Source organism: Streptomyces taklimakanensis, assembly GCF_009709575.1.
GTDB lineage: Bacteria > Actinomycetota > Actinomycetes > Streptomycetales > Streptomycetaceae > Streptomyces > Streptomyces taklimakanensis.
Genome location: NZ_WIXO01000001.1, coordinates 3,932,623 through 3,953,083 on the forward strand (window position 1 = coordinate 3,932,623; position 20,461 = coordinate 3,953,083).

Genomic DNA, 20,461 nt, shown 5'->3' on the forward strand with positions numbered 1-20,461 from the left:
TGGGGCTCCGGCCCTACAGCCAGCCGTTGCGCTTGAAGCCGCGGTGGATGGCGTAGCAGATGCCGACGATCACGGCCATGACGGTCGGGTAGCCGTACTTCCACTGGAGCTCGGGCATGTAGTCGAAGTTCATGCCGTAGATTCCGGCGATCATCGTCGGGACGGCGAAGATCGCCGCCCATGAGGTGATCTTCCGCATGTCCTCGTTCTGCGCCACCGTCGCCTGGGCGAGGTTCGCCTGGAGGATGGAGTTGAGCAGGTCGTCGAAGGAGAGGACCTGCTCGTTCACGCGCGTCAGGTGGTCGGCGACGTCCCGGAAGTACTTCTGGATGTCGGGGTCGATCAGCCGCATCGGGCGCTCGCTCAGCAACTGCATGGGCCGCAGCAGCGGCGAGACCGCCCGCTTGAACTCCAGCACCTCGCGCTTGAGCTGGTAGATCCGGCCCGCCTCGCGGCCGCGGCGCCCCCGCCCGGCGTTCTCGGAGAAGACCTGGATCTCCACCTCGTCGATGTCGTCCTGCACCGCGCCCGCGACGGCCAGGTAACCGTCCACCACCTGGTCGGCGATGGCGTGCAGCACCGCCGAGGGGCCCTTGGCCAGCGACTCGGGGTCGTCCTCCAGCCGGTGGCGCAGGGAGCGCAGCGAACCCTGACCGCCGTGCCGGACGGTGATGATGTAGTCCCGACCGGTGAAGCACATCACCTCGCCGGTCTCCACGACCTCGCTGGTGTCGGTGAGTTCGGCGTGCTCGACGTAGTGGATGGTCTTGAAGACGGTGAAGAGCGAGTCGTCGTACCGCTCCAGCTTCGGACGCTGGTGCGCGTGGACGGCGTCCTCGACGGCGAGCGGGTGGAGGCCGAACTCCCGGGCGATTCCCGCGAACTCCCGTTCGGTGGGCTCGTGCAGGCCGATCCACACGAACGCCCCGTCACCGCCGCCCTCCTCGGAGCGCAGGGCGCGCAGGGCCTCGGCGGGCGAGACGCGCCGGGTCTCGCGGCGGCCGTCCCGGTAGACGGCGCAGTCCACCACGGCGCTGGTCTCGGTGGCGTCCCCGGCGGCGCCGTCGGAGGCGTAGGGGAAGGGGGTACGGCCGCCCCGGCGCAGGGCGGGGCGGACCGCGGCGCGCAGGTCACGGATCATCGACATGCTGGGCTCCTTCGCGTGCCGAGCCGCAGCCCGACGGGCGCAGCGCTGCCCGGAATGGGGACCTACGGGCGTCAGCCGGCGGAGGTCTGCAAAGCGGGCACCACGCGAGCCGTGCGGGCGTGCGGCGTTCGCTGAGAACGTCGGTCGAGCAAGACGAGCAAGAGAGGCTCACGCGCTCTTCCGCGAAGCCGGTCCGCAGGGAGGAAAAGAAAGGGGCTTCCGATGTTTCGTCGCCGGAAGGCGAGGGGAGGAAGGCGGAAGGCCCTCAGGAGCGGGGACGTGGCTGCCGGGCGGAAGAGCGGCTGGTACTGCACGGTCGACTCGGATCCATCGCAGTCCCACCTCCTCCGGCCGGTCCCCCTCGGGGGAAGATGTGTACACGCCTTGACCAGCAGTCAACGGTAGCACCCGTGGAACCCCCTCGGTTCCGTCCGGGGCCTTCCGTGTGCCCTCTTTGCCTGATCAATACACGATCTATGCTCGCCGTATGGCACACGTTCTGGAACTGGTCGAGACCCGGCTGCTCGGATCCCTGGGAGAACCCGACGCGCGGGCCGCGGTGACGTTCCTCGGCACGGACCGGATCGAGGTGCTGCGCTTCCCCGCCTCCGACGGCGACGGCGGCGTCCTGGTCAGGTACGTCACCCTGGGCATGTCCGCCGCCCCCATGACCGACCCCTCCGCCGTCCTGGCCGACCCCGAGCGGGGCCCGCGCGCCGAGCTGGTGCTGACGGTGCGGGCCGGGGAGGCCGACACCGACAAGGTGCTGCGCCCGCTCGCCGTGCTCGCCGCGTCCCCACAGGTCGAGGGCGTGGTCGTGGCACCCGGGGCCTCCCTGGACCTGGGCGGTCCGCTGTGGCCGGGGGCGCCGTTCACCTCCGTGCTGGTCGCCGAGTCCGGCGGCCTGGTGGAGGACCTGGAGCTGGACGCGCCGATGGACCCGGTGCGCTTCCTGCCCCTGCTGCCGATGACGCCCAACGAGGCCGCCTGGAAGCGGGTGCACGGCGCCGCGGCGCTCCAGGAGCGCTGGCTGGCACACGGCACGGACCTGCGCGACCCCCGGCGCACGTCCGTGCCCCTGGCGGACTGAACCGCGGGACGTCCGCGCGGCCCGCGCGGACGATCCGTACGAGTGATCGTCCTTGACGGGGAAGCGCCCGGAAGGGGACCGTGGCCCCATGAGGGGCGAACCCAGTTGCCCGAAGTGCGGTGGCCGTGTCAGGGCGCCCGGTCTCTTCTCCGACTCCTGGCAGTGCGACGTCCACGGTCCGGTGCCCCCGCTGCAGCCGGTCCTCCCACCGAGCGTCGAGGCGCTCGGTGTGGTGCTCCACCGTGCCCAGGTGCCCGTGTGGATGCCCTGGCCGCTGCCGGTCGGCTGGCTGTTCACCGGGATCGCCCACGCGGGCGACGACCGCACCGGCGGCCGGGCCACCGCCGTCGCCTGCTCCGGACCCGGCCCCCTCGGCGGTCCCGGCGAGCTGCTGCTGGTCGCCGAGGAGCTGGGCGTCGGTCTCGGGGCGCGCTACGCCGGTGTCCCCGGCCCCGATCCCGGCCCGCTGATCGACGTGGACCGTCCCCCGCACGCCAAGGTCCTGGCCGCCGGACGGCCCACCCCGCTGTGGCTGGTCGAGGACGCTCCCGAGGACCGCGCGGTGTTCGCGGGCGAGGCCCGGGGACTGTGGCTGTGGGCGATCGTCTGGCCCGAGCGGTCCGGGATGTTGATGTACGACGAACTGGTCCTCACGGACCTGCGGGAGGCGGGGGCGGAGGTGGAGCTGGTGCCCTGCGGGGCGCTCTCCCCCCAACTCCTGGGCGACCCCCGGGGGTGAGGCCGCGCCGCGCCGCCGGGACGGTCGGCCGTCCCGGTCGGCCCCGGACCGGCGGACCGGTGGACCGGTGGACCGCGGGCAGGGCGTGCCCGGGACTGTTCTACTCTGGAGTGTCCGTCCGAGCCGTCCGTCGTGGGAGTAGGAGTACTCGCCGTGCGCATCGACCTGCACACCCACTCCACCGCGTCGGACGGCACCGACACCCCCGCCGAGCTGGTACGGGCCGCCGCGGCCGCCGGTCTGGACGTGGTGGCGCTCACCGACCACGACACGGTCGCCGGCCACGCCGAGGCGATCGCCGCCCTCCCCGCCGGCCTCACCCTCGTCCCCGGCGCCGAACTCTCCTGCCGTCTGGACGGTGTGAGCCTGCACATGCTGGCCTACCTGTTCGACCCGGCCGAGCCGGAGCTGGCGCGCGAGCGCGAACTCGTCCGCGACGACCGGGTGCCGCGCGCCCGGGGCATGGTGGCCAAGCTCCGCGAACTGGGCGTGCCCGTCACCTGGGAACGGGTCGCCGAGATCGCCGGGGACGGCTCCGTCGGCCGCCCGCACATCGCGACCGCGATGGTGGAGCTGGGCGTCGTCGAGACGGTCTCCGACGCCTTCACCCCCGAGTGGATCGCCGACGACGGACGGGCCTACGTGCAGAAGCACGAGCTGGACCCCTTCACGGCGATCCGGCTGATCAAGGGCGCCGGCGGGGTCGCGGTCTTCGCGCACCCCCAGGCGGTCAAGCGAGGGCAGTGCGTGCCGGAGAGCGCCATCGCCGAGCTGGCCACCGCGGGTCTGGACGGCATCGAAGTGGACCACATGGACCACGACGCCGCCACCCGCGACCGGCTGCGCGGCCTCGCCCGCGACCTCGGCCTGCTGGCCACCGGGTCCAGCGACTACCACGGCACCCGCAAGACGTGCCGGCTCGGCGAGCACACCACCGACCCGGACGTCTACGCCGAGATCGCCGCCCGGGGCTCAGGCGCGCGGCCCGTCCCGGCCTGACCCGGCGCCGGGCCTCCGCCCCGGCGCCCGTTGCCCCCTCTTCCCGACCCCCACACCGTCCCGAGACCCACGCAAGGCACCACCGTGTTCGACTTCGCTGTCTTCGGGTCCGTCTTTGTCACGCTTTTTGTGATCATGGACCCGCCCGGCATCATCCCGATCTTCCTCGCCCTCTCCTCCGGCCGCCCGGTGAAGGTGCAGCGGAGGATGGCCCTCCAGGCCACCGCCGTCGCCTTCGGGGTGATCGCCGTCTTCGGCCTCCTCGGTCGGCAGATCCTCGCCTACCTGCACGTGTCGATCCCCGCGCTGATGGTCGCGGGTGGCCTCCTGCTGTTGCTGGTCGCCCTGGACCTGCTCACCGGCAGGGCCGACGAACCGACGCAGACCAAGGACGTCAACGCGGCGCTCGTGCCCCTGGGCATGCCCCTGCTGGCCGGCCCCGGTGCGATCGTCTCCGTCATCCTGGCCGTGCAGCGCGCCGACGGGCCGGCCGACCACGTCTCGGTGTGGACGGCCATCGCCGCGCTGCACGTGGTGCTCTGGCTGGTGATGCGGTACTCGCTGCTGATCATCCGGGTCATCAAGGACGGCGGTGTGGTGCTGGTGACCAGGCTGTCGGGCATGTTGCTGTCGGCGATCGCCGTCCAGCAGATCGCCAACGGTGTCACGCAGTTCATCCGGGGCGGTTAGCCGGGGTGCCCGGAGCCGTCCCGGCCGCGCGGCCGGGGCAGTCGTGCCAGAAGGCCGCCATCGCCGCGGCCGTCTCCTCGGGACGCTCGGCGCCGGGGGAGTGCTCGGCACCCTCGACGACCGTGCGCCGGGCCTCCAGCCGCCGTGCCATCTCGTCCATCAGCGGCACCGGCCAGGCGTAGTCGACCTCCCCGGAGAGCACGTGCTTGGGCAGGGGCACGGCGGCCAGCGCGTCCACCCGGTCCGGCTCGATCAGCAGCCGTCGGCCGGTGACGACCACCTGCTCGGGGACGTTGGCCAGCCAGCGGCGGTGCAGGAACTCCCGCACGGCGGGTGGGGTGCCCTCGTCGTCGGCCTCCGGCGGGTCCAGTTCGCGCATCGCGCGCCAGACCGTCTCCATGTCCAGGACCGCCAGCGCCTCGATCAGCCGGCGGGTGCGGACGTGCTGGGCGGGGGCGATGGCGGCGGGGCCGGAACTCATGATCGTCAGCGAGGCGAAGGGGGAGGCGTCCTCCAGCACGGCGGCGCGGGCCACCAGCCCGCCCATGGAGTGCCCCACCAGATGGATCCTCCCGCCCAACGCCGCCGCCTGGGCCAGCAGGTCCCGGGCCAACTCCTCCTGGGCGTAGGCGGCCTCGTCGCGCGGGCCCCCGGTCTCGTGCTGGCCCCGGCCGTCCACGGCCACCACCCGGAACCCCCGCCGCGCCAGGGGGGCGAGCAGGGCGATGAAGTCCTCCTTGCTGCCGGTGAACCCCGGTACCAGCAGCGCCGTCCCGGCGCGGGGCTCGCCCGCGTCGTGCACGGCGAAGTCGCCGCGGGAGGTGGCCAGGCGGTACGCGCGCGCACCGGGGGGCAGGGTCAGGAACGGCGGCTTGCTCATGCGGTGAGGCTAGCGACCGGGTCCGGTGGCCCGCGCACCGGCGTGGCGGGGAGGTCGCTCCCCGCCACGCCGGAACGGGAACGTCCCCGCCGAGTGCGGCGGGGACGTTCCCGATCGTCGCGCGCCGAAGGGGCGCGCGGCGGATGATCAGTTCTCCCGAACGGATTCCGGCGTCGCCGTGGCGGCGCCCCCGCGGGTGCGGCGGCGCCGGCGCGGCCTGCGCGGCTCGGCGGAGTCACCGGCGGGTGCCGCCCCGTCGGACCCACCGGCCGGGGCGTCCGCCCGCGACGCCTGCGCGGCGTGTGAGGACTGCGCCGCCTGCACGGGCGCGCCCGCGCGGGTGCGGCGGCGCCGGCGCGGCCTGCGGGCCTCACCGGCCGCCCGCTCGCCGGTCCGGGCGGTCGGAGCCGCGGAGGCGTCGGTGTCGGAGCCGGCCGAACCGTCCGAGCCCGCGCCCTCCACCGGGGCGCCCCCGCGGGTGCGGCGGCGCCGGCGCGGCGCGGGGGTACGAGGGGCGCTCTCCTCGGGGGCGCTCCGGCCGCGGCCGCGGCCGCCGGTCTCGCCCAGGTCCTCGACCTCTTCGGCGGCGAGCCCGGCGCGGGTGCGCTCCGCGCGCGGCAGGATCCCCTTGGTGCCCTCGGGGATGTCCAGCGCCTCGTACAGGTGCGGGGAGGTGGAGTACGTCTCCTGCGGGTCGGGGAAGTCCAGTCCCAGCGCCTTGTTGATCAACTGCCAGCGGGGGATGTCGTCCCAGTCGACGAGGGTGACGGCGATGCCCGTGCGGCCCGCGCGGCCGGTGCGGCCGATGCGGTGCAGGTAGGTCTTCTCGTCCTCCGGCGTCTGGTAGTTGATCACGTGCGTGACGCCGTCGACGTCGATGCCGCGGGCGGCCACGTCGGTGCAGACGAGCACGTCGATCTTGCCGTTCCGAAAGGCGCGCAGCGCCTGCTCGCGCGCCCCCTGGCCGAGGTCGCCGTGGACCGCGCCGGCGGCGAAGCCGCGGCGGGAGAGCTGGTCGGCGACGTCGGCGGCGGTCCGCTTGGTGCGGCAGAAGATCATCGCCAGTCCGCGGCCATCGGCCTGCAGGATCCGGGAGACCATCTCCACCTTGTCCAGGGAGTGGGCGCGGAAGACGTGCTGCGTGGTGTTGGCGACCGTCGCGCCCTCGTCGTCCGGCGCGGTGGCGCGGATGTGGGTGGGCTGCGACATGTAGCGACGGGCGAGGGAGATCACCTGGCCCGGCATGGTCGCGGAGAACAGCATCGTCTGCCGCTTGACGGGCAGCTTCTGGATGATCTTCTCGACGTCCGGCAGGAAGCCCAGGTCGAGCATCTCGTCCGCCTCGTCCAGCACCAGGGCGCGGATGTGCGACAGGTCGAGCTTCCGCTGGCCCGCCAGGTCCAGCAGCCGGCCCGGGGTGCCGACGATCACGTCGACACCCTTCTTCAGGGCCTCGACCTGGGGCTCGTAGGCACGGCCGCCGTAGATCGACAGCACGCGGACGTTGCGGACCTTGCCCGCGGTGAGGAGGTCGTTGGTGACCTGCTGGCACAGCTCGCGGGTGGGGACGACCACGAGTGCCTGCGGGGCGTCGGTGAGCTGCTCGGGCGTGGCCCGGCCCGCCTCGACGTCGGCGGGGACGACGACGGATTCCAGGAGCGGCAGCCCGAAGCCGAGCGTCTTGCCGGTGCCGGTCTTGGCCTGCCCGATGACATCGGCGCCGGAGAGGGCGACCGGCAGGGTCATCTCCTGGATGGGGAACGGGGACGTGATGCCGACGGCTTCCAGGGCTTCGGCGGTCTCGGGGAGAATCCCGAGATCTCGGAATGTGGTGGTCAGGATGCTTGCCTCTTCCGTGAGACGCGGACGGGGGAGCGAGAGCGCACCCCGGCGGAGCGGGGTGGGTCGTACCGTGCCGGACGTCGGCTGCCGTCTTCGGCGGCCTCGCCCCGCGGCGCGGGACCACGGCCCTCGCTCAAGCGCTCGTACCGCGCGAGCGGGCCCCTCACCGCGGCCCGGGCGGAACACACGGCCTCACCTGTCGGAAGCCATCGCTCCGCATACGGTCCGCGCGGAGGGCGGTCGTGTCGGAGCCGATCGGGCCACCGACCGGGCATCCGCTGTGGGCTCGGGGAACGCCCCCGAGAACCCGGACAACACAGTATGCGTCGAACCCGCTGTCAGGAAGCGGGCCCAATATCACTGTACCCCCTAACCGCGCATACGCACCGGGTCGATCTCGGTCACGAGGGGGCGCGCGAGGGGCGTACGGCGTGGTCCGAGGGGCTCCCGGGCAGGTGGGAGGCGCCGTCGGAGGGCTATTGTGCGGGACATGGAGACCTCTGACACATCCCCCGCCGGAACCGAGGAGCCCAGGGACGGAGCGCCGGTGGACATCGCCGCGCGGGACTGGGCCGGGGCCGGCGCGGACCCGCAGTACCGGGCGGCGGTCGTGGACCTGCTGGGCGCGCTGGCCTACGGCGAGCTGGCCGCGTTCGAGAGGCTCGCGGAGGACGCCAAGCTGGCCCCGACCCTCGCGGACAAGGCGCAGTTGGCCTCGATGGCGTCGGCGGAGTTCCAGCACTTCGAGCGGTTGCGCGGTCGGCTGGCGGAGATCGGCGAGGACCCCACGGCGGCGATGGAGCCGTTCGCCGCGGCGCTGGACGAGTTCCACCGCCAGACCGCGCCGTCGGACTGGCTGGAGGGGCTGATCAAGGCGTACGTCGGCGACTCGATCGCCTCGGACTTCTACCGCGAGGTCGCCGTCCACCTCGACTCCGACACCCGCGCCCTGGTGCTGGCGGTGCTGGACGACACCGGGCACTCCGGTTTCGCGGTGGAGAAGGTGCGCGCGGCCATCGAGGCCGATCCCCGGGTCGGCGGCCGGCTCGCCCTGTGGGCCCGCAGGCTGATGGGCGAGGCGCTGTCGCAGGCCCAGCGCGTGGTCGCCGAGCGCGACGCGCTGTCGATGATGTTGGTCGGCGGAGTCACGGTGGGCTTCGACCTGGCGGAGGTCGGTCGGATGTTCTCCCGCATCACCGAGGCGCACACCAAGCGGATGGCGGCGCTGGGGCTGGCGGCCTGAGGGCCGGAACGCCCCGGCCCGGTGGCCCGGCCGGGACCGTCAGGCCGCGCCCACGCGCGGACGGCCGCGGGGCGGCGCCTCGCCACCGGGCCGGACCAGCAACGACAGCAGGGCCGCCGAGACCGGTACGGCGACCGCGAGGGTGGGGAGCGGGTGGCCGGGACCGAGGACGACACGGGTGACCATGCCGCCGACGAAGGCGGCCGCCGGCCCGGTGGCCAGCACCAACGCCCGGTCGCGGAACCGGTCGGGAAAGCGGTGGGCGGCGACGACGGCGACGACGAGGCCGAGCAGCGCGGAACCGAGCACTTCCCAGGGCATGGGGCCTCCCGCGGACCGGTGGTGGGGCGCGCGGGACGCGCCCGTCGGGTTACTCGGTTCTACCCGGTGGCTCCCGAGGGCGAAACGGCGGAACGGCGACCGGGCGAGGTTTTCTCGCCCGGTCGCCGTTCCGCCGTTTCACCGCGCGTCCGCGGGCTCAGATCGCCCCGAACCCCACCTTGCGGCCGCTCGGCTCGCCGATGTCGACGTAGGCCAGTCGGTCGGCCGGGACGACGACCCGGCGGCCGTGCTCGTCCACGAGGCTGAGCAGCTGCGCCTTGCCGGTCAGCGCCTCGGCCACGGCCTTCTCGATCTCCTCGGCCGTCTGCGCGCTCTCCAGAACGATCTCGCGGGGCGCGTGCTGCACGCCGATCTTGACCTCCACGGCTATGTCCCTCCGAACGGTTCGGTGTTTCCCCTGGCTCAGCCGGGGCGGAGTGCGCGGCCGGGCCGTTACGTCAGCAACATTAGCCCGCGGCGGGGCGCCGGACCGTCCGGCACCGCACGCCGTCAGCGAACAGCCGGCGAGCACCGACCACCGCCGCCGTCCGCCGCCCGCCGCTCCGCCCGGACGTCAGCCGTGCATCGGGAAGCCCGCGATGCCCCGCCAGGACAGCGACGAGATGAGCCGGGCCGCGGCGTCGCGCGGAATCCGCTGTCCGTCGCTCAGCCAGTACCGGGCGGTGATCTGTGCCATTCCGCACAGCCCGACGGCCAGCAGCATCGCCTCGTCCCGGGGCAGGTCGGTGTCCTCGGAGATCACCTCGCTGACCGCCTCGGCACAGTCCAGGCTGACCTTGTCCACCCGTTCGCGCACGGCCGGCTCGTTGGTCAGGTCGGACTCGAAGACGAGGCGGAAGGCACCGCCCTCGTCCTCCACGTACGCGAAGTAGGCGTCCATGGTCGCCGCGACCCGCTGCTTGTTGTCGCTGGTCGAGGCGAGGGCCGCGCGCACCGACCGGACCAGCGCCTCGCAGTGCTGGTCCAGCAGCGCCAGGTACAGGTCGAGCTTGCCGGGGAAGTGCTGGTACAGCACCGGTTTGCTGACCCCCGCCCGCTCCGCGATGTCGTCCATGGCCGCGGCGTGGTAGCCCTGCGCGACGAACACCTCCTGCGCGGCACCGAGCAACTGGTTGCGTCGGGCCCGGCGCGGCAGGCGGGTGCCACGCGGACGTGCCTCGGTCTGCTCGACGGCTGTCACGCTCGCCTCCTGTGGTCTCCCTGGAACGACTCCCGGGCAGGGACCCGGAAGGGGACCGGGGAAGGGGTCGTTCCGCGCGATGTGCGCTTGCGCACGCCATCGTACTTTTGGGTAAACCTCCTGTGCGTGTCGCGGGCGCGGAAATCCGTTCCCGGAACGTGTGATGTGTCGTTTCAGCGGTAATCGTCCTCGTCGAGTTCGACCACGCGCGCCTGCTCGGCGGCGTCCGCGGGGTCCACCTCCGGGGACCGGGAGCCGAGCAGGGGGGTGTCCCGGCGGGGCAGGACGTCCGCCTGCTGCTCGGCGGCGTCCGCCTCGGGCGCCTCGACGCCGAACCGGTCGGTCGACGGGGCGTTCTCGGAATCCTCGAAGTCGTCGAAGGTCTCGGGGTCGGTGGGGTCAACAGGCATGACGATCCTCTTTCCAGGCGGAGGGGGTCCCACACGAATCCGGAGGAGAATTCCCGAGGCCAAAACGGTGTGACCCCGAACACGTGAGGGCGTCAGTGATCGTCTCGTAACATTGCCCCCATGTCATCGACCGAGCAGCCGGGGCCGCGCACGGCGGCCCCGTTCGAGGTGCCGCCCCACGGCCGTCCGCGGGCCGAGGAGGGCGAGGACCTCAGATCCGTGGCGCTGCCCGGCCTGACGCTGTCGGTGCGCGGCCGCCCGGCCACCCGCGTGGGGCTGCCTCCGGCGCTGTACGTCCACGGGTTGGGCGGTTCCTCGCAGAACTGGTCGCCGCTGATGCGGGAGCTGGCCGACACGGTCGACGGCGAGGCCCTCGACCTGCCGGGCTTCGGACACTCCCCGCCCCCCGACGACGGCGACTACTCCGTCTCCGGGCACGCGCGGGCCGTCATCCGCCACCTCGACGCCTCCGGGCGCGGACCGGTGCACCTGTTCGGGAACTCCCTGGGCGGGGCGATCGCCACCCGGGTCGCGGCCGTCCGTCCCGACCTGGTGCGCACCCTCACCCTCGTCTCGCCGGCCCTGCCCGAACTGCGCCCGCAGCGCACCGCCGTCCCCACCGCCCTGCTGGCGGCGCCGGGGGCGGTCGCCCTCTACAACCGGATGACCGGGCACTGGACCGCGGAGCGGCGCACCCGGGAGGTGCTGGCGCTGTGCTACGGCGACCCGACCTCGGTCTCGGCACAGGACTTCCGGGCCGCGGTGGAGGAGTACGAGCGGCGGCTGACGCTGCCGTACTTCTGGGACTCGCTCGCCCGGTCCGCGCGGGGATTGGTCAACGCCTACACCCTCGGCGGCCGGCACGGGCTGTGGAGCCAGGCCGGGCGGGTGTCGGCGCCGACGCTCCTGGTGTACGGCGGTCGCGACCGACTCGTCTCGTTCCGCATGGCGCGCAGGGCGGCCAGGACCTTCCGCGACTCCCGTCTGCTGGCGCTCCCGGACGCCGGCCACGTCGCGATGATGGAGTACCCGGAGGCGGTGGCGGGCGCCTTCCGGGATCTGCTGGGAGACATCGACACGGGCAGGGGTTGACCAGGCGTGGGACGTCACAGCCGCCGGGGCAGGCCGGGCACGGCCAAGCCGACCACCGCGGCCGGGGAGCGACGGCCCGCGCCGCGCGCACCGCACGAGGAGGCCCCCAGGCCCCACCCGGCGCAGACCCCGCCGCACGGCGTTCCGCGCCGGACCGGCCCGGCCGGGGCCGCGGAGGCCGGGCCCGGGCACGTCCCCGCCGACTCCCGGGCCGACACCCCGCGCGGCGAGCCACGGGTGCGCGGCGGACACCCCGAGCACCGCGAGCCGGGCGGCGCCTGGGGGGTTCCGCCGCAGCGCCTCGGGGACGCCGGTCCGCTCGGGGACGTCGCGCCCGGCACGGGGCGGACGCCCCGCCAGGAGTACGTCGACGCCTTCGACGACGACGTCTTCGGCGCGGCCCCGCCGAAGGCGCCCGCATCCGACGGGTCCGGTGGGTCCGGCGCGTCCGCTCCGGCCGGCGGGGACGGCGAGGACGGCGGGGAGACCGGGGACGGGGCCGGGGCCGGTGGCGCGGGCCGGGGCGTCCGAGCCGCCCGGGGGACCCGGGGAGGGAGACGGGGCGGCTGGGTACGCACCCTCACCGGGGTCGCCGCCGCGGCCGTGACCGCCGTGCTCGCCGTCGTGGTGGCCGGACAGGTGGCCGACGGGCAGGGCGCCGTCGGGAGCCGGGCCGGGGTCCGGGAGGACGGGGCGGGCGTGGGCGCCCCGGACGCCCCGCGCTCCGACGGCGGCCCGACGCCGTCGGCTCCGCCCGGGGCCACGCCGTCGGACCCGCCCTCCTACGACGAGTCGATGGGCCGGTTGTTCGACCTCGAACCGGACCACCAGGGCTCGGGAAAGCTCGTCACCGTCCCCGGCCGGGACGAGGCGCCCGGATCCGGGCCGCGGGTCCGCTACCGGGTGGACGTCGAGGAGGGGCTGCCGCTGGACGGCGAACTCTTCGCCGAGGCCGTCCACCGCACGCTCAACGACGAGCGGAGCTGGAGCCACGGTGGGGCCCGCACCTTCGAGCGGGTCACCGCGGAGGACGAGGCCGATTTCGTGATCACGCTGGCCAGTCCGGCCACCACCGCCGAGTGGTGCGCCAGGTCGGGGCTGGACACCACGGTCGACAACGTGTCGTGCGACGCGGCCTCGACCGAGCGCGTCATGATCAACGCCTACCGGTGGGCGCGGGGTTCGGAGACCTTCGGGCCGGACCGGATCCGGGAGTACCGGGAGATGCTCGTCAACCACGAGGTGGGCCACCGGCTGGGCAAGGGGCACGTCGTCTGCCCGAAGGAGGGCGCCCTGGCTCCGGTGATGATGCAGCAGACCAAGTACCTGACGGTGGGCGGGGCGACGTGCCGCCCCAACGCCTGGCCCTTCCCGGACGCGTGAGGGCGGGAGCGCGGAGGCCCGACGAGCACGTGGCCGCGGTCGCCCCTAAGCGATCGAACGCGCAACCACGCCGGAAGTCACGGTAGTTCACCCCTTCCGGTGGTGCGGCGGACAACCGTCCGTCGCGCCGCCCCGCCCCGCGCATAACGTCTTCCCTCGGCGCCACGGGACGGCCGGTGGCCAGGAGGACGAGCGGGGGTGAACGCGTGCGCATCGCACTGCTCACGGAGGGTGGCTATCCGTATCCGGGAGGTGACTCGGTCGCGTGGTGCGACCGGCTGGTGCGCGGGTTGGCCGGTCAGGAGTTCGAGGTCTACGCGCTCGGCCGTGACGAACGGCAGCGTGACGGAGCCTGGCCGACGCCGCCGGCGAACGTCGTCGGGGTGCGCACCGTACCGCTGTGGGGCCCCCCGCCCGCCGTCGGGAGCCGCCGCCGCGGGCGGTACGGGCGGCGGGAGAGGCGGCTGTTCGACGGGTGTTTCACGGAGCTGGTCCGGGCCGTCTGCGCGGCACCGGACGGCGGGCCGTGGGGGGCCGCCGCCGAGGCGGACCGTTTCGCCGACGGACTCCACGGCCTGGCCGAACTCGCCCGCGAGCACGGTGGGCTCGCCGACGCGCTCCGCTCCGAGCGGGCGCTGCGGCTGTTGGAGGACGCCTGTCGCGCCCCCGGCGCGCTGCACGCCGCGCGCGCCGCCGGTGTGATCGACCTGCTCACCGTCGCCGATCGACTGGAACGGGTGTTGCGGCCGCTGTCACCCGACTGGTACGGCGAGGACGGGCTGGCCGCGGCCGACGTCTGCCACGCGGTCGGCGGCGGACCCGCCGCGCTGCCCGGACTGCTGGCCGGCCGCCGGTACGGCACACCGCTGCTGGTCACCGAGTACGGGGTGCGGCTGCGCGAGCACTACCTCACCAGCGCGGCCAGCGCGGCCGGCGCGGCCGGCGCGTCGGCCGCCGCGGGCCTCCCCGTGCGCGCCCTGCTCGCCTCGTTCCACCGGCGGCTGGCGCACGAGGCGTACCGCCGGGCCGCACTGGTCACCTCCGGCAACGCACACGCCCGTCGCTGGCAGCTCGGCTGCGGTGCGGAGCGGAACCGGCTGCGCACGGTCCACCCGGGGATGGACGCGTCGGAGTTGACGGAGATCGACGAGGACACCGGGCAGCGGCGGACCGATCCGCTCCTGCTGTGGGTGGGGCGGGTGGAGCCCGCCAGGGACCTGGTCGGGCTGCTGCACGCTGTCGCCGAACTCCGTCGGGCCGTGCCCGGTGCCCGGCTGCTGGTCGCCGAGCGCCCCGACGCGTCCGGCGCCGCGGGCGGACGTTCCCCAAAGGCGGCGGAGTACCTCGCGCACTGCCGGGCGCTGGCCGCGCAGCTCTTCCCCGACGAGGCGGCCGACCTCCTCGGGGTGGGCGACAACCCCGTCCGTTTCGTGCGGATCGGTGAGCCCGAGGCGCCCCGGCTCGCCGACGCGTACGCCGCGGCCGACGTCGTCGTGCTCTCCAGTGTGGTGGAGGGCTTTCCGGTCTCCCTCGTCGAGGCGATGTTCGCCGGCCGGGCCACGGTCGCCACGGACGTCGGGGCGGTTCACGAAGCCGTCGGCGGCACGGGGTTGGTGGTGCCGCCCCGCAACCCCCGTGCCCTGGCGAACGCCTGTGCCGCCCTGCTGGGCGACCCCGCCCGCCGGGCCCGGCTGGGTGCCGCGGCCCGGGCCCGTGCCGTCGAGCTGTTCACCGTCGAGCAGAACCTCACGGCGTTCCGCGGCATCTACCTGGAGCTGCTCTCGCGTCGCTCCCGGGCGGCCGGGACGTTCCACGGGACGCGGCCCTTCGCGCTTCCGCCGGAGGCACACCTCTTCGGTCACCGGGAGGGCCCCGCCTCCGCGCCGCCCGGCCGGCGCCCCGTCCGCACGCCGAGTTGGGCACGGGCGGCCGCGACCGCCGCGGTGGGGGAGGGGGCACGGTGAGCGGCACGACGAGCGGCACGACGAGCGGCACGACGGGCCCCGTCCGGTCGGCCGATCCGGTGCGCCCCCTGCTGCACCGCCACCGGGAGCTGTGCGAGAGGGCCGTGGACCCGTTGGAGATCGCCGCGGTCCTGGAGACGCACGGAATCACCGACCGCGTCGCGGCGCGCTTCCGCCACCGGGACGTCTTCTCGCTGGCCGAGGAGCTGTACGTCCGGACGTCCCGCGTCGACGAGCGGCGGCCCGCGGCGGCACCGGCCGCGGCGGCACGGGGAGCGACCGGCACCGGCGAGCGCCCCGCCCGCCGCGGGAGGCGGTGGGTGGCCGCGACCCGGACCGTCCTGCTGCCCCTGCTGCCAGGCGGACTGTGCGCGGTCACGCCGGCCGCCTCGGCCCTGGCCGGGGACCTTCCGACACCGGTGGCGACCGCCCTCGTGCTGTCGGGGGCCGTGTCGGTGCCGGCGGCCGTGTGGCTGTGCCTGCGCGGCACCCGGCCGACCCCGGCCGCCGTGCTCGGCTGCTGCTGGCTGATCGGCTACGCCCTCGTCGGCGACCGGCTGCTGACCGCGGCCCTGGCCGGAAGGCCCGGGACACCGGCGCCGTTCTCCGCCGAGACGATCGAGGCGCTGTCGTCCGGGCCGCTGTCGTCCGAGCGGTGCGTCCCGTTGGGCCTGGCCCTGGCCGTCGCGCCGTGCGTGTGGTGCGCGCGCTGGTTCGCCGCGCGGGCCCGGCGGCAGTTGGACGCCTGCCGCGGTCCGGCGGAGTTCGCCGCCCGCGTCCGACCGGCGCTGACCGTCGCCGTCGTGGCGTTCGCCGTCGCGCTGCCGGCCGTGCTGGCCGTCGCCCACGCGGTCGTGGACGGTGGGACGGGTGTCCCGGTGGCCTTCGACGGCTCCGTCCCCCCTCTCGTCGCGACGGCCGCGCTGGGCATGCTGGTGTTCACCGCCGTGCTGCTGTCCGCCCACGGTTTCCGCCGCGCCGCGGCGCGGGGCCTCGTCGCGGCCTGTGCCCTCCAGATCGCGGCGCTCGCCACCGCCCTGGCCGCCCGCCGGCCGGCACTGGAGCCGTTGGGCCGTCCCGTCCGGGCGCTGGTGGAGGCCTGGGGACCGGCCGCCGTACCCGCCGCGGCCTGTGCCTGCGCGGCCCTCGTCCTGCTCGCCGTCGCCGCCGGAACCCTCACCGGAGCCGTCGCCCACCACCGGGGCGGGCCCTGAGACCACGACCGGTGCCGCCCGGTGCCGGTCCCGGAACCCGCCGGCGCACGCCCTCTCGTGCACGGCGCACCACCGATGAAGGAGCACACCCCACATGACCGTTCCGCGTGTCACCGGCGTCACCGCACCAGCGCGGGAGGACGCCCGATGAGAGTGCTGCTGATCGGGGCCAACGGACACCTGGGCCGCCACGTCGCCGACCGGCTGCTCGCCGACCCCGCCGTGCAGCTCACCGCGCTCGGCCGGGGCGACGACGCCGACGTCCGCTTCGACCTGTCCAGCGGCAGTCCCGGGGCCCTCACCCGTTTCCTGGACGCCGTCCACCCCGGCGTCGTCGTCAACTGCGCCGGTGCCGTCCGGGGCGGCGCCCGCGACCTGATCCGGCACAACACCGTGGCCACCGCCACGGTCTGCGAGTCCCTGCGTCGCAGCGGGTGCGGGGCGCGGCTGGTCCACGTCGGTTGCGCGGCCGAGTACGGGCCCTCCCAGCCGGGGTCCTCCACCGGGGAGGACGCGGTGCCGCGTCCCGGCAGCCCGTACGGCGTCAGCAAGCTCGCCGCCAGCGAGCTGGTCCTGGGCTCCGGACTGGACGCCATCGTGCTGCGCGTGTTCTCGCCGACCGGCCCCGGCACCCCCACCGGCTCGCCCCTGGGGCGGTTGGCGGAGGCGATGCGCAGGGTGATGCAGCAGGGCGAGGGCGAGCTGCGACTCGCCGGCCTGGGGGTCCAGCGCGACTTCGTGGACGTCCGGGACGTGGCCCGCGCGGTGCACGCCGCCGCGCTCTCGGCGGCCCAGGGCGTGGTCAACATCGGCACCGGGCGCGCGGTGCGGCTGCGCGAGGTGGTCTCCGTGCTGGCCAGGGTCGCCGGCTACACCGGCCCGGTGCACGAGGTGGACGAGCACCACCCGGGCGGCGCTTCCCCGACGCCCCCCTACCCCGACGGCTGCGGCCCCTGGCAGCAGGCGGACGTCCGCAGCGCGCGGGACCGGCTCGGCTGGCGGCCCCGGATCGGTCTGGAGGAGTCGTTGGCGGACATCTGGATGGAGGCGGCGTGCCGTATCTGAATCCGCCCGGTTCCCGAGGGCGCCGCCCGGCGGCCGGGGCCCCGATCCGCACCGCCCGGCCACCCGGAGGCGGCCGGGCGACCGGCGTCGTCCACCGGCCCGTGGACCACCGGAAGGCGGTGCCCGGCCACTGGGACGGCGTCGTCTCGCGCCTCGGACCTGGTGTCTCGGAATGAGATCGGGCGTGGCAGTGTTACGAGAGGAACAACCGTCCACCGACCAACCCTGTTGAGGTCTCCGTGTCGCTGCCACCCCTGGTCGAGCCGGCCTCCGAACTCACTGTCGACGAGGTCCGCAGATACTCTCGCCACCTGATCATCCCGGACGTCGGGATGGACGGGCAGAAGCGGCTGAAGAACGCCAAGGTGCTGTGCGTGGGCGCGGGCGGTCTCGGTTCGCCGACCCTGATGTACCTGGCCGCCGCGGGCGTGGGCACGCTCGGCATCATCGAGTTCGACGAGGTCGACGAGTCCAACCTCCAGCGCCAGATCATCCACAGCCAGTCGGACATCGGCCGCCCCAAGGCCGAGTCCGCACGGGACACGGTGCTCGGGATCAACCCGTACGTGAAGGTCAACCTCCACCAGGAGCGGCTGGACTCCTCCAACGTGATGGAGATCTTCGGCCAGTACGACCTGATCGTGGACGGCACCGACAACTTCGCCACCCGCTACCTGGTCAACGACGCGTGCGTGCTGCTGAACAAGCCGTACGTGTGGGGCTCGATCTACCGCTTCGACGGGCAGGCGTCGGTCTTCTGGAGCGAGCACGGTCCGTGCTACCGCTGCCTGTACCCCGAGCCCCCGCCGCCCGGCATGGTTCCGAGCTGCGCCGAGGGCGGTGTGCTGGGCGTGCTGTGCGCGTCCATCGGCTCCATCCAGGCCACCGAGGCGATCAAGCTGCTGGCGGGCATCGGCGACCCGCTGGTCGGACGTCTGACCATCTACGACGCCCTGGAGATGAGCTACCGGCAGGTCAAGATCCGCAAGGACCCGGAGTGCGCGGTCTGCGGCAAGAACCCGACGGTCACCGAGCTGATCGACTACGAGGCGTTCTGCGGCGTGGTCTCCGAGGAAGCCCAGGAGGCCGCGGCGGGGGCGACCATCACCCCGCAGCAGCTCAAGCAGTGGATCGACGAGGGCGAGAACATCGACATCATCGACGTTCGCGAGCCCAACGAGCACGAGATCGTCGCCATCCCGGGCGCCCGGCTCATCCCGAAGAACGACTTCCTGATGGGCAACGCCCTGGGCGAGCTGCCGCAGGACAGGCGGATCGTCTTGCACTGCAAGACGGGTGTCCGCAGTGCGGAAGTTCTCGCGGTGCTGAAGAACGCGGGCTTCTCGGACGCCGTCCACGTCGGCGGCGGCGTCATCGGCTGGGTCACCCAGATCGAGCCGGAGAAGCCGGTCTACTGATCGTCGGCCCGGCCGACCAGCGGGCCTGAAGAAGCCCACGGCTCCGACCCGTTCGGATGCCGTGGGCTTCCGTCGTTGTCGGTCGGCGTCGGTCGGATCGCGGACCTCTCACCGGGAGTGGCCCAGCCAGCGGCCGCGCAGGGCGAGCAGGACGGCCGCCGCCACGGCGAGCAGCACCAGGGAGACCGAGGTCGCGGCGGCCGGGTCGTGCTGGAGGAGCAGGTAGACCTGGAGCGGCAGGGTCTGGGTGACCCCGGGCAGATTCCCCGCGAAGGTGATCGTGGCGCCGAACTCGCCCAACGCCCGCGCCCAGCACAGCGCGGCGCCCGCCACCAGGGACGGCATGGCCATGGGCAGGGTGACGTACCGCAGCGTCTGGGGGAGCGTCGCGCCCATGGTGGCGGCCGCCTCCTCGTAGCGCGGATGGATCCCGGCCAGCGCCCCCTCCAGACTGATGACCAGGAACGGCATCGACACGAACGCGGCGGCGACCACCGCGCCCACCGTGGAGAACGGCAGCACCACCCCCAGCGCCTCCAGCGGACCGCCCAGCAGCCCGTTCCGTCCGAAGCCGCGCAGCAGGGCGACGCCCGCGACGGTCGGTGGGAGCACCATCGGCAGCAGCACCAGACCGCGCACCAGCGCCCTGCCGGGGAAGTCGGTGCGGGCCAGCAGCCACGCCAGCGGGACGCCCAGGAGGAGGGAGAGCAGCAGGGCCCAGCCGGAGACCAGCAGGGAGAGGCCCAGCGCGCGGACCACATCCGGGGAGGCGAGCCGTCCGGTGAGGTCCGGCCAGGGAGTGTGGGCCAGCACGCCGGCCAGGGGCACGGCCAGGAAGGCCAGGGCGAGCGCGGCGGGCAGGACCAGGGCGGCGGGCGGACGCCTCCGGGACCGCGTACGGCGTTCGGCGCGTCGGTTCACGGCAGGGGGAAGCCGGCGTCCCGCAGGATGCGGCGGGCCGGTTCGGTGCCGAGCCAGGCGACGAGGTCGGCGGCCCGCCCGGGGTGCGGGGCGTCGGTCAACGGGGCCGCCGGGTAGCGCACGGTCGTGCCCTCGTCACCGGGGAGGGGGACGGAGTGGACCTTTCCGCCGACCGCGTCCGTGACGTACACCAGCCCCGCGTCCGCCTCACCCAGCTCCACCTTGCTCAGTACGGCCCGCACGCTCGGCTCCCGGGAGGCCGGACGCACGGTGACGCCCTCCTCGTCCAGCAGCCGCTGCCCGTACCGGCCGGCGGGCACCTCGGGGGCGGCGAGCACGACCGTCAGGTCCCGGCGGGCGAGGTCCGCGAGCGAGTCGACGTCCAGGGGGTTGCCGGGGGCGGTGGCGATGGCGAGCCGGTTGCGGGCGATCACGGTGGACGGGCCCACCGCGTCCCCCAGCCCGTCCATGGTCTCGGTGTCGGCGGTGACGATCACGTCGGCGGGCGCTCCCTGCCGCACCTGTGCCGCCAGTTCCTGGGAGCCGGCGAAGGAGAGGCGCAGCCGTACGTCGGGGTGTTCTTCCTCGTACGCGGTGCCGGCCTCGGTGAGGACGTCGGTGAGGGAGGACGCGGCCAGCACCGTCACGGTCGTCCGGTCGCCACCGGTGCTGCCGAGGGCACCGCCCCCGCAGCCGGACGCCAGGAGGAGCGGTAGAGCCACCAGGGCGGCGGCGAGCCGGCGACGGACAGAGCCACGGACGGAGCCACGGACGGAGCCACGGACGGAGCGACGGAGGGAACGCCGGGGGGCGCCGGGGCGCGCGGGGGGCACGGTCGTCGT

Annotated in this window: 19 protein-coding genes and 1 pseudogene; 11 read left to right on the forward strand and 9 right to left on the reverse strand. The window is 74.4% G+C overall.

The genetic code is table 11. From position 1 onward, the window contains the following. Positions 1–13 precede the first annotated feature (13 nt). Positions 14–1,147, reverse strand: coding sequence for a magnesium/cobalt transporter CorA (corA, locus tag F0L17_RS17500; protein ID WP_155071811.1), 1,134 nt, complete (start codon positions 1,145–1,147; stop codon positions 14–16). A gap of 487 nt (positions 1,148–1,634) precedes the next feature. Between corA and F0L17_RS17505 the strand changes: the two genes are divergently transcribed. The 4 genes from F0L17_RS17505 to F0L17_RS17520 all read left to right on the forward strand — a co-directional run bounded on the left by F0L17_RS17505 (position 1,635) and on the right by F0L17_RS17520 (position 4,665). Then, positions 1,635–2,237, forward strand: a complete 603-nt coding sequence (locus F0L17_RS17505; RefSeq protein ID WP_155071812.1) for a suppressor of fused domain protein — start codon at positions 1,635–1,637, stop codon at positions 2,235–2,237. Between the two features lie 88 nt (positions 2,238–2,325). Further along, complete coding sequence (locus tag F0L17_RS17510) at positions 2,326–2,976, forward strand: DUF6758 family protein (protein WP_155071813.1); 651 nt, start codon at positions 2,326–2,328, stop codon at positions 2,974–2,976. A 153-nt stretch (positions 2,977–3,129) separates the two neighbouring features. After that, complete coding sequence (locus F0L17_RS17515) at positions 3,130–3,975, forward strand: PHP domain-containing protein (RefSeq protein WP_162466332.1); 846 nt, start codon at positions 3,130–3,132, stop codon at positions 3,973–3,975. Positions 3,976–4,059: 84 nt separating this feature from the next. After that, entirely contained in the window at positions 4,060–4,665 is a 606-nt protein-coding gene (locus tag F0L17_RS17520) for a MarC family protein (RefSeq protein WP_162466333.1), read from the forward strand. Here F0L17_RS17520 and F0L17_RS17525 read toward each other — a convergent pair. Together F0L17_RS17525 and F0L17_RS17530 are read right to left on the reverse strand one after the other, a co-directional pair. Then, positions 4,649–5,545: an alpha/beta fold hydrolase gene (locus F0L17_RS17525; protein ID WP_155071816.1), complete on the reverse strand. Its 897-nt coding sequence runs from the start codon at positions 5,543–5,545 to the stop codon at positions 4,649–4,651. The genes F0L17_RS17520 and F0L17_RS17525 overlap by 17 nt on opposite strands. 147 nt (positions 5,546–5,692) lie before the next feature. Continuing rightward, positions 5,693–7,291, reverse strand: coding sequence for a DEAD/DEAH box helicase (locus F0L17_RS17530; protein WP_238419408.1), 1,599 nt, complete (start codon positions 7,289–7,291; stop codon positions 5,693–5,695). A gap of 586 nt (positions 7,292–7,877) precedes the next feature. Here F0L17_RS17530 and F0L17_RS17535 point away from each other — a divergent pair. Further along, on the forward strand, positions 7,878–8,630 hold the full coding sequence (locus tag F0L17_RS17535; protein ID WP_155071817.1) for a ferritin-like fold-containing protein: 753 nt from the start codon (positions 7,878–7,880) through the stop codon (positions 8,628–8,630). A 39-nt stretch (positions 8,631–8,669) separates the two neighbouring features. On the opposite strand, the gene F0L17_RS17540 is transcribed toward F0L17_RS17535, so the two are convergent. From F0L17_RS17540 to F0L17_RS17555, 4 genes are all read right to left on the reverse strand, one after another. Then, positions 8,670–8,951 carry a hypothetical protein gene (locus F0L17_RS17540; protein WP_155071818.1) on the reverse strand — a complete coding sequence of 94 codons (282 nt, stop codon included), beginning with the start codon at positions 8,949–8,951 and terminating at the stop codon, positions 8,670–8,672. A 157-nt stretch (positions 8,952–9,108) separates the two neighbouring features. Continuing rightward, positions 9,109–9,336, reverse strand: a complete 228-nt coding sequence (locus F0L17_RS17545) for a DUF3107 family protein (RefSeq protein ID WP_162466334.1) — start codon at positions 9,334–9,336, stop codon at positions 9,109–9,111. Positions 9,337–9,525: 189 nt separating this feature from the next. Then, entirely contained in the window at positions 9,526–10,152 is a 627-nt protein-coding gene (locus F0L17_RS17550; RefSeq protein WP_162466335.1) for a TetR family transcriptional regulator, read from the reverse strand. Positions 10,153–10,325: 173 nt separating this feature from the next. Next, a complete protein-coding gene (locus tag F0L17_RS17555) occupies positions 10,326–10,562 on the reverse strand; it encodes a hypothetical protein (RefSeq protein ID WP_155071819.1) in 237 nt (78 codons plus the stop codon). Between the two features lie 120 nt (positions 10,563–10,682). Between F0L17_RS17555 and F0L17_RS17560 the strand changes: the two genes are divergently transcribed. The 6 genes from F0L17_RS17560 to moeZ all read left to right on the forward strand — a co-directional run bounded on the left by F0L17_RS17560 (position 10,683) and on the right by moeZ (position 18,698). Next, the gene (locus tag F0L17_RS17560) at positions 10,683–11,654 is read left to right on the forward strand and encodes an alpha/beta fold hydrolase (protein ID WP_155071820.1); all 972 of its coding nucleotides are present in this window, start codon (positions 10,683–10,685) and stop codon (positions 11,652–11,654) included. A 6-nt stretch (positions 11,655–11,660) separates the two neighbouring features. After that, positions 11,661–13,037: a DUF3152 domain-containing protein gene (locus F0L17_RS28335; protein WP_162466336.1), complete on the forward strand. Its 1,377-nt coding sequence runs from the start codon at positions 11,661–11,663 to the stop codon at positions 13,035–13,037. Between the two features lie 206 nt (positions 13,038–13,243). Then, entirely contained in the window at positions 13,244–15,001 is a 1,758-nt protein-coding gene (locus tag F0L17_RS17570) for a DUF3492 domain-containing protein (protein WP_162466337.1), read from the forward strand. Then, positions 14,998–16,215, forward strand: coding sequence for a hypothetical protein (locus F0L17_RS17575; protein WP_202917889.1), 1,218 nt, complete (start codon positions 14,998–15,000; stop codon positions 16,213–16,215). Before F0L17_RS17570 ends, F0L17_RS17575 begins: the two co-directional genes overlap by 4 nt. 147 nt (positions 16,216–16,362) lie before the next feature. Then, complete coding sequence (locus F0L17_RS17580) at positions 16,363–17,280, forward strand: NAD-dependent epimerase/dehydratase family protein (protein WP_155071821.1); 918 nt, start codon at positions 16,363–16,365, stop codon at positions 17,278–17,280. Between the two features lie 239 nt (positions 17,281–17,519). Continuing rightward, positions 17,520–18,698: an adenylyltransferase/sulfurtransferase MoeZ gene (gene moeZ / locus F0L17_RS17585; protein WP_162466338.1), complete on the forward strand. Its 1,179-nt coding sequence runs from the start codon at positions 17,520–17,522 to the stop codon at positions 18,696–18,698. A 53-nt stretch (positions 18,699–18,751) separates the two neighbouring features. Here moeZ and F0L17_RS17590 read toward each other — a convergent pair. Both F0L17_RS17590 and modA read right to left on the reverse strand, forming a co-directional pair. Then, positions 18,752–19,619 (reverse strand): annotated as a pseudogene (locus F0L17_RS17590) (ABC transporter permease); the annotation flags it as partial. Continuing rightward, positions 19,616–20,341, reverse strand: coding sequence for a molybdate ABC transporter substrate-binding protein (modA, locus tag F0L17_RS17595; protein WP_338018124.1), 726 nt, complete (start codon positions 20,339–20,341; stop codon positions 19,616–19,618). The gene modA and the pseudogene F0L17_RS17590, both read right to left, overlap by 4 nt. Positions 20,342–20,461 lie beyond the last annotated feature (120 nt).

Excerpts from the sequence above, each read along its gene's own strand:
- corA (WP_155071811.1), bottom strand. The coding sequence starts at position 1,147 with ATGTCGATGATCCGTGACCTGCGCGCCGCGGTCCGCCCCGCCCTGCGC.
- F0L17_RS17505 (WP_155071812.1), top strand. The coding sequence starts at position 1,635 with ATGGCACACGTTCTGGAACTGGTCGAGACCCGGCTGCTCGGATCCCTG.
- F0L17_RS17510 (WP_155071813.1), top strand. The coding sequence starts at position 2,326 with ATGAGGGGCGAACCCAGTTGCCCGAAGTGCGGTGGCCGTGTCAGGGCG.
- F0L17_RS17525 (WP_155071816.1), bottom strand. The coding sequence starts at position 5,545 with ATGAGCAAGCCGCCGTTCCTGACCCTGCCCCCCGGTGCGCGCGCGTAC.
- F0L17_RS17530 (WP_238419408.1), bottom strand. The coding sequence starts at position 7,291 with ATGACCCTGCCGGTCGCCCTCTCCGGCGCCGATGTCATCGGGCAGGCC.
- F0L17_RS17535 (WP_155071817.1), top strand. The coding sequence starts at position 7,878 with ATGGAGACCTCTGACACATCCCCCGCCGGAACCGAGGAGCCCAGGGAC.
- F0L17_RS17540 (WP_155071818.1), bottom strand. The coding sequence starts at position 8,951 with ATGCCCTGGGAAGTGCTCGGTTCCGCGCTGCTCGGCCTCGTCGTCGCC.
- F0L17_RS17555 (WP_155071819.1), bottom strand. The coding sequence starts at position 10,562 with ATGCCTGTTGACCCCACCGACCCCGAGACCTTCGACGACTTCGAGGAT.
- F0L17_RS17560 (WP_155071820.1), top strand. The coding sequence starts at position 10,683 with ATGTCATCGACCGAGCAGCCGGGGCCGCGCACGGCGGCCCCGTTCGAG.
- F0L17_RS17580 (WP_155071821.1), top strand. The coding sequence starts at position 16,363 with ATGAGAGTGCTGCTGATCGGGGCCAACGGACACCTGGGCCGCCACGTC.